Annotated in this window: 11 protein-coding genes; 4 read left to right on the forward strand and 7 right to left on the reverse strand. The window is 70.9% G+C overall.

Annotated features, from left to right (window positions below; translation table 11 throughout):
* Positions 1-147 precede the first annotated feature (147 nt).
* The 4 genes from YIM_RS34735 to YIM_RS34750 are packed head-to-tail and all read left to right on the forward strand — an operon-like array spanning position 148 to position 4,341.
* On the forward strand, positions 148-1,335 hold the full coding sequence (locus YIM_RS34735) for a CaiB/BaiF CoA-transferase family protein (protein ID WP_153034333.1): 1,188 nt from the start codon (positions 148-150) through the stop codon (positions 1,333-1,335).
* On the forward strand, positions 1,332-2,144 hold the full coding sequence (locus YIM_RS34740; protein ID WP_153034334.1) for a CoA ester lyase: 813 nt from the start codon (positions 1,332-1,334) through the stop codon (positions 2,142-2,144). Before YIM_RS34735 ends, YIM_RS34740 begins: the two co-directional genes overlap by 4 nt.
* On the forward strand, positions 2,141-2,962 hold the full coding sequence (locus YIM_RS34745) for a cyclase family protein (RefSeq protein ID WP_153034335.1): 822 nt from the start codon (positions 2,141-2,143) through the stop codon (positions 2,960-2,962). Before YIM_RS34740 ends, YIM_RS34745 begins: the two co-directional genes overlap by 4 nt.
* A complete protein-coding gene (locus tag YIM_RS34750; RefSeq protein ID WP_194239853.1) occupies positions 2,959-4,341 on the forward strand; it encodes an MmgE/PrpD family protein in 1,383 nt (460 codons plus the stop codon). The genes YIM_RS34745 and YIM_RS34750 overlap by 4 nt, the downstream gene beginning before the upstream one ends.
* A 4-nt stretch (positions 4,342-4,345) precedes the next feature.
* Here YIM_RS34750 and YIM_RS34755 read toward each other — a convergent pair whose 3' ends face one another.
* The 7 genes from YIM_RS34755 to YIM_RS34785 all read right to left on the reverse strand — a co-directional run bounded on the left by YIM_RS34755 (position 4,346) and on the right by YIM_RS34785 (position 13,562).
* The gene (locus YIM_RS34755; RefSeq protein ID WP_153034336.1) at positions 4,346-4,735 is read right to left on the reverse strand and encodes a VOC family protein; all 390 of its coding nucleotides are present in this window, start codon (positions 4,733-4,735) and stop codon (positions 4,346-4,348) included.
* Between the two features lie 33 nt (positions 4,736-4,768).
* Positions 4,769-5,896 carry a nucleotide disphospho-sugar-binding domain-containing protein gene (locus YIM_RS34760; RefSeq protein WP_153034337.1) on the reverse strand — a complete coding sequence of 376 codons (1,128 nt, stop codon included), beginning with the start codon at positions 5,894-5,896 and terminating at the stop codon, positions 4,769-4,771.
* An 87-nt stretch (positions 5,897-5,983) separates the two neighbouring features.
* Positions 5,984-6,556: an MSMEG_1061 family FMN-dependent PPOX-type flavoprotein gene (locus YIM_RS34765; RefSeq protein WP_153034338.1), complete on the reverse strand. Its 573-nt coding sequence runs from the start codon at positions 6,554-6,556 to the stop codon at positions 5,984-5,986.
* A gap of 114 nt (positions 6,557-6,670) precedes the next feature.
* On the reverse strand, positions 6,671-7,759 hold the full coding sequence (locus YIM_RS34770; protein ID WP_153034339.1) for a S1 family peptidase: 1,089 nt from the start codon (positions 7,757-7,759) through the stop codon (positions 6,671-6,673).
* 189 nt (positions 7,760-7,948) lie between these two features.
* Positions 7,949-11,053, reverse strand: coding sequence for a substrate-binding domain-containing protein (locus YIM_RS34775; protein WP_153034340.1), 3,105 nt, complete (start codon positions 11,051-11,053; stop codon positions 7,949-7,951).
* Between the two features lie 156 nt (positions 11,054-11,209).
* Positions 11,210-12,154, reverse strand: a complete 945-nt coding sequence (locus tag YIM_RS34780) for a polysaccharide lyase family 1 protein (protein ID WP_153034341.1) — start codon at positions 12,152-12,154, stop codon at positions 11,210-11,212.
* 94 nt (positions 12,155-12,248) lie between these two features.
* Entirely contained in the window at positions 12,249-13,562 is a 1,314-nt protein-coding gene (locus YIM_RS34785; protein ID WP_153034342.1) for a sugar ABC transporter substrate-binding protein, read from the reverse strand.
* Positions 13,563-13,569 lie beyond the last annotated feature (7 nt).

Here is a 13,569-nt window from a genome sequence, read left to right on the forward strand (position 1 = left end):
GTGACATCTGCCGCAGCCGGAGGTCAATAACCTGGCCACCTTGACTTAACCGGCCGATCAGTGCGAACTTGGTGAACACCGACCGGAAACACCGAATTTTTCGCTGTTTCCCTGAACGAAACACAGACCGAGACGCAGGGAGGCCGCATGACCGGCGCTTTGTCCGGAATCCGGGTGCTCGACACGGCCACGCTGTTCGCCGGTCCGCTCGCCGCGACAGTGCTGGCCGACTTCGGCGCCGAGGTGATCAAGATCGAGCACCCGAACGGTGATCCGGTACGCAGCCACGGCGCGCAGCGCGACGGTGTCGGCCTGTGGTGGAAGATGCTCGGCCGCGGCAAGGAGGCCATCACCCTGTACCTCGGTTCGCCCGAGGGGCAGGAGGTCTTCCGGCGCCTGGTGGCCGACGCGGACGTGGTGATCGAGAACTTCCGCCCCGGCACGCTGGAGCGCTGGGGCCTGGGTTACGACGAGCTGCGCGAGATCAATCCCGGGCTGGTGCTGGCCCGCGTCACCGGGTTCGGGCAGGTCGGCCCGTACGCCAAGCGACCGGGGTTCGGCACGCTGGCCGAGGCGATGAGCGGGTTCGCCGCGATCACCGGCGAACCGGACGGGCCGCCGACACTGCCGCCGTTCGGCCTCGCCGACGGCATCGCGGCGCTGACCACCGCGTTCGCCGTGCTGACCGCGTTGCGCGCGCGGGAGCGGACCGGCGAAGGGCAGGTGGTCGACCTGGCCATCATCGAGCCCATCCTCACCCTGCTCGGGCCGCAGCTGATCGCCTACGACCAGCTCGGCGAACTGCAGGAACGCACCGGCAACCGGTCGGCGAACAACGCGCCGCGCAACACCTACCGCACCCGCGACGGGCGCTGGGTGGCGATTTCCACCAGCGCGCAGTCCATCGCGGAACGCGTGATGCGCCTGGTCGGCAGGCCCGAGCTGATCGACGAACCGTGGTTCGCCTCCGGTCGTGAACGCGCGCGGCACGCCGACGAACTCGACGAGGCCGTGGGTTCGTGGATCGCCCAGCGCGACCGCGACGAGGTGATCAAGGTCTTCGAAGCGGCGCAGGCGGCCGTCGCGCCGATCTACAACGCCGCCGACATCATGGCCGACCCGCAGTTCCAGGCCCTTGGCACGATCGCCACGCTGGACGACGAAGAACTCGGCCCGGTGAAGATGCAGAACGTGCTGTTCCGGCTTTCCCGGACGCCGGGCGGCATCCGGTCCACCGGCGCTCCGCTCGGCGCGCACACCGAGCAGGTACTGGCACGTTACGGCATCACCGGCAAGCAGCTGGATTCGTTGCGGGAGAAGGGCGTCATCCGGTGATCGCCCGCAGTTGGCTGTACGTGCCCGGCGACCGGCCGGACCGGATGGCCAAGGCGCTGGCGGGCGAAGCCGACGCGGTGGTCCTCGATCTGGAGGACGCGGTCGCGCCGGAGTCGAAAACCGAAGCCCGGCAGCATGTCTTGGCCACTCTCGCGGACAACGCGGCCTACGTCCGGATCAACGCGCCCGGCACCGATGCCGGGGAGGAAGACATCCGCGCGCTGGCGGCGTCCCCCGGCGCGCTGGCCGGGGTGCGGGTGCCCAAGAGCGAGGACCCCGGCGAGCTGCGACGGGTCGCCGACCGGCTCGGCGTCGGAGTCTTCCCCATCCTGGAATCGGCGCTGGGCGTGGAAAACGCGTTCGCACTGGCCACCGCGCACTCGCTGGTGGCCGGGATTTCGCTCGGGGAAGCGGATCTGGCGGCCGATCTGCGTGTCGCGAGTGGACCGGCGCTGGCGTGGCCGCGTTCGCGTGTGGTGGTCGCCGCGCGGGCCGCCGGGCTGCCGAGTCCGGTGCAGAGCGTGTGGACCGCGGTGCGCGACCTCGGTGGGCTGCGCGCGGACACCGTCGCCGGGCGGCGGGCCGGGTTCTTCGGCCGCTCGGTGATCCATCCCGCCCAACTGCCGGTGGTGCACGAGGTGTGCGCGCCGGACGAGGAGGAGGTCGCCTGGGCGCGTTCGGTCGTGGACAACGACCAGGCGGCCTGGATCGACCACAAAGGACAGTTTGTCGACAAGGCGGTTCTCGAGCGCGCGCGGTGGCTGCTCTCGATCGCGGACCAGTACGTCAAGAAAGGCCCCCAGTCATGACACGCACCCAGGATCCGCTGCTCGAAGCCGTCATCGGCGGCGTGCGGCTGATCGAGCTCGGCCAGCCGTTCTTCACCGGCATGCCGTGCTCGCCGAACCACCCCGGTTTCCGGATGACGCTGATCCGGCGGCACGGGGACATGGAACGGCCCGACGGCGGCTCGGCCGCCAACGAGATCATCGTGACCGGTGGGCACGTCGGTACGCACATCGACGCGCTGTCGCACGTGAGCCACTGCGGTGAGCTGCACGGCGGGGTGGACGCCGCCGAGGCGCAGAAGGGCGGTGTGTTCTCCACCCACGGCGCGGAGAACCTGCCCGGCCTGCTGCGGCGCGGGGTGCTGCTCGACGTGGCGGCGGTGCACGGGGTGCCGACCCTGCCCGGTGGTTACGGCGTCACCGCCGACGACCTCGAGGCCGCCGCGGAACTCGCCGGTGCCGAACCCGGACCCGGTGACGTGGCACTGATCCGCACCGGCTGGGCCCGCAACTTCGACGACACCCCGGCCTATCTCGGCAAGCAGACCGGTGTCCCGGGCGCCACGGTGGATGCCGGGCAGTGGCTGGCCGCGCGGCAGGTGGTCGCGACCGGGGCCGACACCACCGCCTACGAGCAGATCCCGGCCGCTGCCGGGCACGCCGTGCTGCCGGTGCACCGGGTGCTGCTGGTCGAGTCGGGCATCTTCATCATGGAACACCTGAACCTGGAGGAGATCGCCGCCTCGGGCATCCGCGAGTTCACCTTCCTGCTGGCGCCGCTGCGGATCACCGGCGGCACCGGCTCCCCGATCCGCCCGCTCGCGGCGGTGAGCGCATGACTCTCGTGCAGCAGCTGGCTTCCTTCGCGGATTCGGTCCGCCAGAAGGGACTCCCGGCCGAACTGCGGGCCGACGCCGCGCGCCGCGTGCTCGACGTGCTCGGCAACAGCCTGGCCGCCACCGCCGAACCCCCGGCCACCGCGGTCGGCGCGCTCGTCCGCGAATGGGGTGGCGAAGGCCGTGCCACCGCGATCGGCGCGGGGCGGCTGCCGGAACCGAGCGCCGCCCTGCTCAACGGCACCCTCGCGCACTCGCTCGACTTCGACGACACGCACCTGCCCTCGGTGCTGCACCCGTCGGCTTCGGTGGTGCCCGCCGCCCTGGCTACCGCCGAAACGCGCGGCGCCACCGGCGCGCAGTTGCTGGACGCGATCGGGGTCGGCGTCGAGATCACCGTGCGGATCGGCATGGCGGGCTACGACGAGGAACTGGGCAACTCGGTCTTCTTCGAACGCGGCCTGCACGCCACCGCGATCTGCGGTGCGCTCGGCGGTGCCGCGGCCTCGGCCATGCTGTCCGATGTGGACGTCGCCGACGCGATCGGCATCGCGTCCAGCATGGGCGCCGGGCTGCTGGAGGCGAACCGCACCGGCGGCACGGTCAAGCGCGTGCACTGCGGCTGGGCCGCGCACTCGGCGGTCACCGCCGCCGGGCTCGCGCGCACCGGCATCACCGGCCCGCCGACCGTCCTGGAAGGACGCTTCGGCTTCCTGCAGGCTTTCTGTGGTGACCAGACCAATCCCGCCGCGATCACCGACGGCCTCGGCGAGCACTGGGAACTCCCCGGCATCTTCTTCAAGCCCTACCCCTGCAACCACTTCACCCACGCCGGCATCGACGCGGCCCGCCGCATCGCCGCCCGCGGCGTCGACCCGGCGGAGATCGACCGGATCGAACTGGGCGCCCCCACCGCTGTGCTCCGCACCATCGGCGAGCCCCGCGAGGCGAAGATCGCCCCGGAATCCGGTTACCACGCGGCCTTTTCCGGCCCCTACACGGTGGCCGCCGGCCTGCTCGGCGGTGGCGGCCTCGGCGTGTTCCACGAGGACTTCACCGACGAAGCCGCCGCCGATCCCGCCCGCCTCGCGCTCGCTGCCAAGGTCACCTGCGTCCCGGACTCACGCTGCGACGAGATCTTCCCGCACCAGTTCCCCGCCGTCCTGCGTGTCCGGCTCCGCGATGGCACGCAGCTGGAAGAACGCGTGGACGCCAACCGCGGCGGCACCGGCAATCCTTTGTCGACGGAGGAACTCGCCACGAAGTTCCGCCTCAACGCCACCCGCACGGTCGACGCCACTCGCGCCGACCGGATCGCCGAGCTGACGCTGAGCCTGCCGGAACTGACCGATCTGAGGGTGCTGACCGGCGAACTGGGCTGAGTGGTCAGGGGAACCGACCGGCGAGCACGCAGAACTCGTTCCCCTCGGGGTCGGCCAGGGTCACCCAGCTCACGTCGCCCTGGCCGACGTCGACGCGCCGGGCTCCCAGCTCCAGCAGGCGGCGGACTTCCTCGTCCTGCTCACGATCGGTGGCGTTGACGTCGAGGTGCACCCGGTTCTTGACGACCTTGCCCTCGGGCACCGCGGCGAAGGTCAGCGTCGGCGGCACCGGGCCACGGCGGTTCTTGCCTTCGGGGACCTCGGGTGAGCCGATGGTGATGGTGCCGTCCTCGTCTTCCTGCTGGATCTCGTAGTCGAGGACCGCGCACCAGAACCGGGCGAGCCCGCGCGGGTCGGCGCAGTCGATCGCCAGTTCGGTGAACTTGCTTGCCATGCGCGCAGCTTCGCAGGCGCGGCGGCGCCGTGTCTATGCGACGTTTCGCAGTCCGCCGAACGACAGCGAGTCCAGCACCTCCACCGGCGTGGGCTGCGCCGCGATCTCCCGAGCCACCACCTCGGCCGCCGGCCGGTACCGCCCGCTCTCCAGGACTTCCGCGCACCGCTCGGCGATCGCCGACGGTTCCACCTCCCGCGGCAGCATCCGCACCCCCGCCCCCGCGCGCACCACCGCGTCGGCGTTGTCGAACTGGTCGTCGAACACCGGCAGGACCAGCTGTGGCAACCCGGCCTCCAGCGCGGTCAGCGAGGTTCCCTGTCCCCCGTGGTGAACCGCCACGTCGCAGGCCGGGAACACCTGGGACAGCGACAATCGGCCGACGTGCCGCACCGCGGGCGGCAGCGGCGGCCAGCTGGCCGCGATCCGGTCGTCGATCGCCACCACCACGTCCGCGCCCAGCCCGCACAGCGCGCGCACGATGTCCACCGCGCTGTGCGCCACCTGGCTGCTGCCGTTCCGCGGCACCACCGTTCCGAGGGTCAGGCAGATGCGCGGGCGGCGACGCGGCCGCATCACCCAGTCCGGCACCCTGGCCTCGCCGTTGTACGACAACGTCCGGATGCCGTCGTGCCGCGCCGCGTACGGCTTGCGCAGCGACGGCGGCCACGGGTTGAGCCGCCGCTCCGGCGTGGGCGGGGCGGGCAGCCCGCGCCTGGTCAGCTCGGTCGCGGCGCCCGTCCGGTACTCCGGCAGTTCCGCTATCCCCCAGTGCAGTTCCACCTGCGGCAACCCGAGTTTCGCCGCCACCAGCGGGCCGCCGAACTCGGCACGCTCGCTGAGCACCAGGTCCGGCTTCCAGGTTTTCGCGATCGCGGTCAGCCCCGGCACGTTCCGCGCGGCCATTCGGCCGAACACCCGGCCGTGCGCGGTGCGCTGCTCGATCACCCCGGCCGCCGGGCTGTCGTCGGCGCTGACGTCGTCGAACCGCTCGCCGGGACCGGTCGAGACCGCGGGCAGCCCCGAGCCGAGCACCGTCGGCACGAACTCCGCGGCGCAGGCGACGAGCACTTCGTGCCCCGCCACCCGCCCCGCCCAGGCGAGCGGAACCAGCGGGAAGAAATGCCCCGGCAACGCCACCGTCGTGACCAGGATCCGCACCGGATCTCCTCCTAAGGCCGGGTGGACTTGCTGCCCCACCACGGTCCCAGGCACGGACCGGCGCGGTCGTCTCCCGGAGTGCGGCGTTCAGTCGAAGCGCCCCGCGGTCTGGCTCCGCCACAGCTCCACCGCGTTCGGCACGTCGTCCACCCACGCCGAGGGCTCCCAGAAACCGGACCGCTTCAACGCTTGTCCACAGTGGACGAACAGCTCGACGACCTCGACCACCACCGCCAGCGCGGGTTCACCGTCGAAGAGAGCCAGCAACTCCGGCGCGCGCACGATCCGGGCGGTGCCGTTGACCCGCAGCGCGTGCTCCACGCCCGGCACCAGGAACAGCAGGCCGATCTCGGGGTGGTGCAACAGGTTCCGCAGGGTGTCGGCGCGGCGGTTGCCCCGGCGGTCGGCGATCGCGAGGTGCTTGTCGCCGAGCACCAGCACCTGACCGGCCGGGTCGCCGCGGGGCGAGAGGTCCAGCGTGCCGTCCGGTCCGCGTGAGGCGACCAGGCAGAACGTCGCCTGAGCCAGGAACCGCGCCGACTCCGCGTCGATGTGGTCGGTGTCCTTGTCGGCGATCACCGGGGCTGGCGGTGGCACGACCTCGCGCAACTGCTCCACCGAAGTGATCACCGCGTCCCCGGTCAGCCACTCGGCTCGCATACTCCCCCTCGTTCGCTCAGGTTTGCCTAGCCTAAGCCAATGTGGACACCAGCGTGCCCCCGGGGCGGGAGGCCTCGGGGGCACGCGGTGTTTCTATCGGGAGGTCGGATCGGCTCAGGTCAGCGAGGCGCCGTAGGCGTTGAGGGCCTCCACGACCGGCTGGAAGTAGGAGTTCCCACCGCCCATGCCGGAGGTGATGCCGAGGCCGACGCTGCCGGAGAACAGGCAGCCGCCCGAGTCACCGGGGTTGACCGAGGCGCTGGTCTGCACGGTCTGGTAGACCGGGCCCTCCTGGTAGTTGACCGTCACGTTGGTGGCCTCGACCACGCCGCAGGTCAGCCGGGTGGTGCTGCCGCTCTTGCAGATCTGCTGGCCGACGCGGGCGTTCGCGGCGGAGCTGATCCGCTGGGTGGAGCCGTTCCACAGGGTCACCGCGCCGGGGCCGCTGCCGGTGGTGTTGCGGATCAGGCCGTAGTCGTTGGTCGGGAAGCTGGCGCCCACCGACGGGCCGACGTTCCACTGCGACACCGCGCGCGTGCAGTGCCCGGCGTCGATGATGTGCAGCTGGCCACCGCGGTTGACGTTGAAGCCCGCCGAGCAGCGGGTGCCGCCGCCGGTGATGGCCTCACCGTTGTAGATGGCCTTGCTCATCGTGCCCGTGGTGTGCTCCACGCGCACCGCGTCGCCGAGCGTGCCGGCCTCGGCGACCAACGCTTCGGCACCGACGGCCGCATCGGACACGGTCAGCACGACCTGGTTGGCCTTCTCGTCGGTCCCGATCGTGGTGTGCGGGACCGCGGGCAGCGCTTCGAGCGCGGCGCGCGCCGAGTCCAGCTGCGACAGGGAGAACTTGACCACGTTCGCGGTGGCCCCGGCGCGCTGCGCCTCGGCGGCACCGGCCGCGTCGAGCACGTTGACCACCGGCAGGCCGGCGGCGTCGAGGTAACCACCGGCGTGCCGGCCGGCCAGCGCCGACTCGACGCGGTCCAGGGTGCGGGCGCTGGCGTCCTGCACGCGCAGCACCTGCTCGGCCGCGGCGGTGCTGACCCCGAGGCTCGAGGTGATCGAGGAGACGGCGGCGTTCTGCACCACGGTCGAATAGCCTTCGACCGCGGCCGAAGCCGGGGCACCGCTGAACAGGGCGGTCGCACCCGCCAGCACGGCGATGGCGGCGGGGGTGCGCCGTTGGGTCTTCTTGGACATGACCGGCAACTCACTTTCGGCAGGGAAGTGGGTCGGGGAGACACCGGTGACAACCGGCCTACGAAGAGTGACCCAGGACACCCCGGGCTGTCACCTACTTTCGTTCGTTCAGAACAAAATTAGGTACTGGTTGGACAATGACTGAGTAATGCGCGTTGGTAAGTACGGATTAAGAGGGCACGCAAACGGTCACCGGCGCAGGCAGCGGAAGCTCTGCGGCGGTACGCCGGTGTGCTTGCGGAAGATCCGGCTGAAGTAGGCGCGGTCGTGGAAGCCGACCTGCCGCGCGATGGCCTGGATGCTGTCGTCGGTCTCCTGCAGCCGCTCCTTCGCCCGCGCGATGCGCAGCCGGGTCAGGTACTCCCACGGCGAGACGCACAGCTCGCGGTGGAACCGGCGGCTCAGGTAGTCCTCGCTCATCTCGGCCGCCTTCGCCACCTGCCGCCGGGTGATCTGGTGCTGGTAGTTCTGGTGCAGGTAGACCACCGCGCGCTGGACCTCCTGCCGGTTCGGCGGCCGCTTCGGGTCGAGCAGCCGCCGCAGCAGCGTGATCGTTTCGGCGTCGGAGAGAATGCCCTTGCCCAGCAGCACCGTCCGCGCGTGCGGGGCGGCCCGCCGGACGTCGTCGTAGGTCAGTTCGTCCCCGCTGAGCACCAGCGCGGGCAGGTCGCTGAGCCGGGCGTCACCGTGCAGGCGTTCCAGCACGTCGAAGGCGTCCATGTCCCGCAGCTGCCGCGACAGGATGAGCAGGTTCGGCACGTCGTGCCCGATCAGCGACAACGCGGTGGCCCCGTCCGGCGCGGTCAGCGCCAGGTGACCGGGGCGCAGCTGGGCGATCAGCTGCTGCGTGCCCGCCTGCGCCCGCGGATCGGGATCGGCGATCACCGCCAGCCCGGCCAGTTCCACCGGGCGCACGGCGGCGATCACCTCGTGCAGGTCGCGCCCGTGCGCGGCGGCGTAGGCGAGGAACGGGGTGCGCCGCAGCTTCGGGTGGTCGTGCAACTGCCGCAGCACCGCCCAGTGCTCCGGGCGCAGCGCGGTGGTGTCCCAGGCGACCGCGGCAGGCCGGTTCTCGTCGACCACCGCGGCCACGTCGTCACCGGTGCCCAGCTTCAGCACGGACAGCCCCGCCAGCCCGGCCGCCGCGACCGCCTCCTCGGGAGCGGGGCCGTCCGCCACGCACAGCAGCGAGTCGGCCGCCTCGTCCGGCAGCGCCCGGCCCCGCGGTCCCGGCAACGGGAGGAACAGGTGGAAGGTGCCACCGGCCGACCCGGTTTCGAAGCGCAGCGAACCGTTGTGCAGTGCGATCAACCGCCGCGCGATCGACAGCCCGAGCCCGCCCCTCGGCGTGCCGGTGCCCTCGTAGCTGATGCGGATGCGCAGGTGCGGCGGCAGCACATCGGCCTCGACGGTCCGCCGGGCGCGGTGCCCGAGGCTGCGGCTGAGCGTGAGCAGCGCCTGCCGCAGCCGCTGCCCGTCGGCCTCGATCAGCGGCAGCCTGCCCGGCCCCTGCTCCCCGAACACTTCGGCGAGCAGTTCCCGCGGATCGATCAGCCCGGCGCAGAGCTTGAGCGAGTCGAGTTCGGCGTCGGCGAGTTCGAGCAGGTCGCCGAGCACACCGAGCTGGTACTCGGCACCGGCGGTGATCCGGTTCAGCGCGTCGCGGACCTCGGGCGGGGGACCGGCCGCGAGCGCGCCCGCCGACTCCCTGAGGATCGCCTCGACCGGGGCCCGCAGTTCCTCGGTCATCTTGCCCAGCAGGCTGGTCTTCGCGCTGTCCGCCTCTTCGGCGGCCTCGACCTCGCGGAACAGCCGGATGTCCTGCACCGCCGAGCTGATCTGCTCCCCGAGCGCGCGGTAGAACCCGCCGTCCGGCGGGCCCGCCTCGAACAGGCCGATGCCGAGCGGCTCGTCGCGGACCTGCAACGGCACCGCGATCCAGGTGCTGCGCCGATCGCGGTGCAGCACATCGGACCGGGTGAGCACGGTGGCCGGGCCGATCGAGAGCTTCCAGTCGCCGACGCCGAGCAGCGGGAGCTGCCTGGCGAGCACCGCGGTCAGATCACGTTCGTCCACAACGGACGAAAGCGCCACGCCGGTCTCCCGCAGCCGCTGCGCGTTCTGCTCGGCCTGCCAGCGCTCGTACTCGAGCAGGCGCCGGGCGTTCCCGGCCACCGCGATCCGCGCCTGTGAGATCAGTTCGCGGCCGCCCTCCCGATCCAGCGCGAAAAGTATTTCGTCCCACGCGTCGGCGTCGCCGCCTTCCGCCATTTTTGCCGCGAACGCGGGGAAATCGGCGGACGAATCCCCGGCCAGCGCCGCGCGGAACTCCGTTTCCAGTCGTCGGCCGATTTCCGCGGGAATTCCGTGCTTTCTGACCGTGGCGGAAAATCCGGCGCATTCCCTGGCCGGTTGCTCGCCCGCGCAACCACACGACCGGCGGAGCACCAGTTCGGCCACCGGCGCCGACCGGCCGCGCGCCGGGCCACCACCCAGCCGGGACAGCAGGGTTTCCACCGCCTGCCCGCCCAGTTCGGCGAACGGCATGGACACCGAGGTCAGCGGCGGCGAGCAGAACCGGGCCTCCGGCGAGTCGTTGAACCCGATCACCGCCACGTCCTCGGGCACCCGCACCCCGCGTTCGGTGAGCACCGCGATCGCTTCGGCGGCCAGGAAATCGCTGCACGCCACCAAACCGGTGAAGTCGCGGCCCGGTTCGAGGCCCCGCGCGTCGAGCAGCACCCGCATCGCCGCAGCACCGGCGTCACGGCGGAACTCCACCGGGGAGGACACCAGCGCGCGATCCGGCCGGATCTTGTAGCGGTCGAGGGTGTCGTGGTAGGCGCGCAACCGGTCGGCGGTCACCGGATTGCGCACCGGCCCCTGGAGAAAGGCCAGGTCACGGCGGTCGTGCACGTCGATGAGGTGGTCGATGGCCTTGCACATGCCCTGGTAGCTGTCCAGGGTCAGCGGCCGCTGGGCGCCGATCGCGCCGTTGAGGCAGACCATCGGCACCCGGCCGAACCGGCGCCCGAACTTCTCCGCGCGCGGATGGCGTTCGGGCAGGCCGAGCGCGGAGGCCCAGCAGATCAGCCCGTCCACCAGGCCGGGGGTGACCAGGTGGTAGACCGCGTTGGCCGGCTGGTCGGCGGTGCCGATCTCGCCGCCGGGAAAGCAGATCAGGTCCACATCGTGCCGCCGGGCGGCGGCCAGCACACCCGAGAAGACCGCGGGCGCCACGCCCAGATCGATGTTGGCCGTCACCAGGCCGATCGCCCGGCGGTATCCGGTCATGGTCGCCTCGCTCGTCTGCGCTGACAAAGCTGTGGTCGCGGCGGAACTGCCTGCAACCTAGTGGCGGCGGACCGTGATCTGCTAGGGCAGAACGGGTGTCAACGATAACACCGAAAACGGGCCCCGGGGGTTTCCGGGGCCCGCTGCTGAACCGGTTCAGCCGACCTTTCCGGTACCGGCACCGCCCTGCACGATGGATTTCACCGAGGAGGCCTGGTCCAGGCTGTACGAGTACGGCACGGCGTTCACCGAACCGCCCTGGTCACCGGAGCCGGAATTGACGAAGTGGTTGTTCTTGGCGACCAGCGAACCGCCGGGCGAGCTGCCCTCACCGCGGTGGAACGGGTCTTCGGTGTTCTCGAAGTAGTTGCCCTCGACGAGCACACCGGCTTCCACCGTGGACGCGACACCGTAGTCGGTCACGCCACCGTAGTAGTTGTTGTACACGTGCACCGGGTTGCCGAAGCGCACGCGCGGGTGGCGCTGCCCGGTGCCGTCGAAGTAGTTGTGGTGGTAGCTGACCCGCAGGTGACCGCGGTCCTGGCTGCCGTTGCCGTCGCTGTGCCCGAGCAGCATGGTCTTGTCGTGGGAGGTGAACTTGTTCCACGACACGGTCACGTAGTCGGAGGCGCGCTTGATGTCCACCGCGCCGTCGTAGCCGTCGCTGAAGGTGTTGTGGTCGATCCAGATCTTGGTCGAGGCGTCGGTGACGTTGATCGCGTCGTCGGCCCAGTTCCGGAAGTTCAGGTTCTGGATGATCACGTTGGTGGCGCTGTCGACGTCCAGTCCGCCACCGGTGATGGTGGCGCCGGAGCCGACGCCGATCAGCGTCTTGTTCGACTTCACGTCCTGCATCCCGCTGATCGAGATGGTGCCGCTGACCCTGATCACCGCGGGGCTGCTCGACTGCATCGCGCTGATCAGCGCCGAAGCGGTGGTCACGGTGACCGCGGGGGTGCTGCCGCCGCCGGTGGTGCCGGCGGCGAACCCGGTCGGGGTGCCCGCGGCCGAGGCGGGACCCGCGGTGGCCACCGTGAGCGCCGCGGCCGCCGCCACGGTGAGCAGGCCGGGCAGGCTTCGCCTGGCGAACGATCTGCGCATGACTTGACTCCTAATTCCGGTTGTCCGTCCCTCGATTTCCCACGTTAGGCAGCCGGATGTGGAGAATCACGAACAATGGGTGGAATATGCGGGGTCAGCCGGTGCGCTGCTGGTACTCCGCCTGCGCCTTGCCCAGTTTCCCGGCCAGTTCGGTGAGGAAGTCCTTTGCGGACAGTTCACCGAGCAGCACCTTCTGGAACGCCGGCTCGGACTCGGTTTTGGTGATGGAGTTGAACTCCGGCAGGTGGTAGGGCATCTGGACCACGGTGGTGGACGGTTCGGCGAGCACCTTCGCCAGCGTCACCCCCGGCTGCGGATTCGCCGGATCGCTCGGGCTGACCCCGCTGTTCACCGGCAGCACCCCGGTCTGCTCGGCCCAGTAGGTGTTCATCGCCGGGCTCGCGGCGAACTCGGCGAACTTGAACGCGGCTTCGGTGTGCTCGCCCTGGCTGAACACGCCGAGCCCGGTGGTCGGGTGCGAGAGCACCGCCCTGGTCCCGTCGGCCGCCTTCGGCACCGGCAGCGCCACCACCTTGTCCGCGCCGAGCGCCTTCACCTGGTCCTGGTAGGACCCGACGTTGTGCTGCATCACGCCGATGTTGCCGCCACCGAACTGGGCGACCATCTTCGCGTAGTCGTTGGTCAGATCGGCTTCCGGGGTGAATCGCTTGTACAGCCCCGCCAGCCGTTCCAGCGCGGCCACGTTGCGCGGGTCGTCGACGGTGGGCCGGCCGTCCGGCTCGAACATCTTCGTGATGCCGGACTGCCCGTAGACCACCTCGAGCATCTGCGCGATCGACCCGGCACCACCGCGGATGGTGAAGCCGTACCGGTTCTGCCCGGGCACGGTGAACCGCTCGATCGCGGTGAACAACTGGTCCCAGGTCTCGGGTACGGGCAGCCCGGCTTCGGCGAGCCAGTCCTTGCGTGCCCAGAAAACCCCGGTGTTGGTGGAGATCGGCAGCAGGTAGAGCTTGCCGTCCGGCACGGTCTGGCGCACGGAGCCGACGATGCGCTCGTTCAGCTGACCGGCCAGCGGGCTGGCGGCGAACATCTCGTCCACCGGTTCCAGCGCGCGCTGCGGCACCAGGTTCGCCAGCATCGCCGTGCTCACCCCGCCCACGTCGGGCAGGCCGCCACCGGCCACCGCGGTGTCGTACTTCTGCTGCGCCTGCGCGATCGGGATGCCGACGTACTCCACCTTGATGGCGGGGTTCGCCTTCTCGAACTCGGCGATGATGTGCTGCCAGACCGGGGTGCGGGCGGGGCCGCCGTTGTCGTCCCAGAAGGTGATCGTGGTGACCCCGCTCGCGGCGTCGGAACCGCAAGCGGCGAGCGTGGTGAGCGCGGTGGCCGCGGTCAGCAGCAGTGCCGCGGCCGTCCGCCACGGGCGTCGGAGCCTGCCCATCTGAAAA

The sequence above is a fragment of the Amycolatopsis sp. YIM 10 genome (genome assembly GCF_009429145.1).
GTDB lineage: Bacteria > Actinomycetota > Actinomycetes > Mycobacteriales > Pseudonocardiaceae > Amycolatopsis.

Excerpts from the sequence above, each read along its gene's own strand:
- YIM_RS34735 (WP_153034333.1), top strand. The coding sequence starts at position 148 with ATGACCGGCGCTTTGTCCGGAATCCGGGTGCTCGACACGGCCACGCTG.
- YIM_RS34745 (WP_153034335.1), top strand. The coding sequence starts at position 2,141 with ATGACACGCACCCAGGATCCGCTGCTCGAAGCCGTCATCGGCGGCGTG.
- YIM_RS34750 (WP_194239853.1), top strand. The coding sequence starts at position 2,959 with ATGACTCTCGTGCAGCAGCTGGCTTCCTTCGCGGATTCGGTCCGCCAG.
- YIM_RS34755 (WP_153034336.1), bottom strand. The coding sequence starts at position 4,735 with ATGGCAAGCAAGTTCACCGAACTGGCGATCGACTGCGCCGACCCGCGC.
- YIM_RS34765 (WP_153034338.1), bottom strand. The coding sequence starts at position 6,556 with ATGCGAGCCGAGTGGCTGACCGGGGACGCGGTGATCACTTCGGTGGAG.
- YIM_RS34770 (WP_153034339.1), bottom strand. The coding sequence starts at position 7,759 with ATGTCCAAGAAGACCCAACGGCGCACCCCCGCCGCCATCGCCGTGCTG.
- YIM_RS34775 (WP_153034340.1), bottom strand. The coding sequence starts at position 11,053 with ATGACCGGATACCGCCGGGCGATCGGCCTGGTGACGGCCAACATCGAT.
- YIM_RS34780 (WP_153034341.1), bottom strand. The coding sequence starts at position 12,154 with ATGCGCAGATCGTTCGCCAGGCGAAGCCTGCCCGGCCTGCTCACCGTG.
- YIM_RS34785 (WP_153034342.1), bottom strand. The coding sequence starts at position 13,562 with ATGGGCAGGCTCCGACGCCCGTGGCGGACGGCCGCGGCACTGCTGCTG.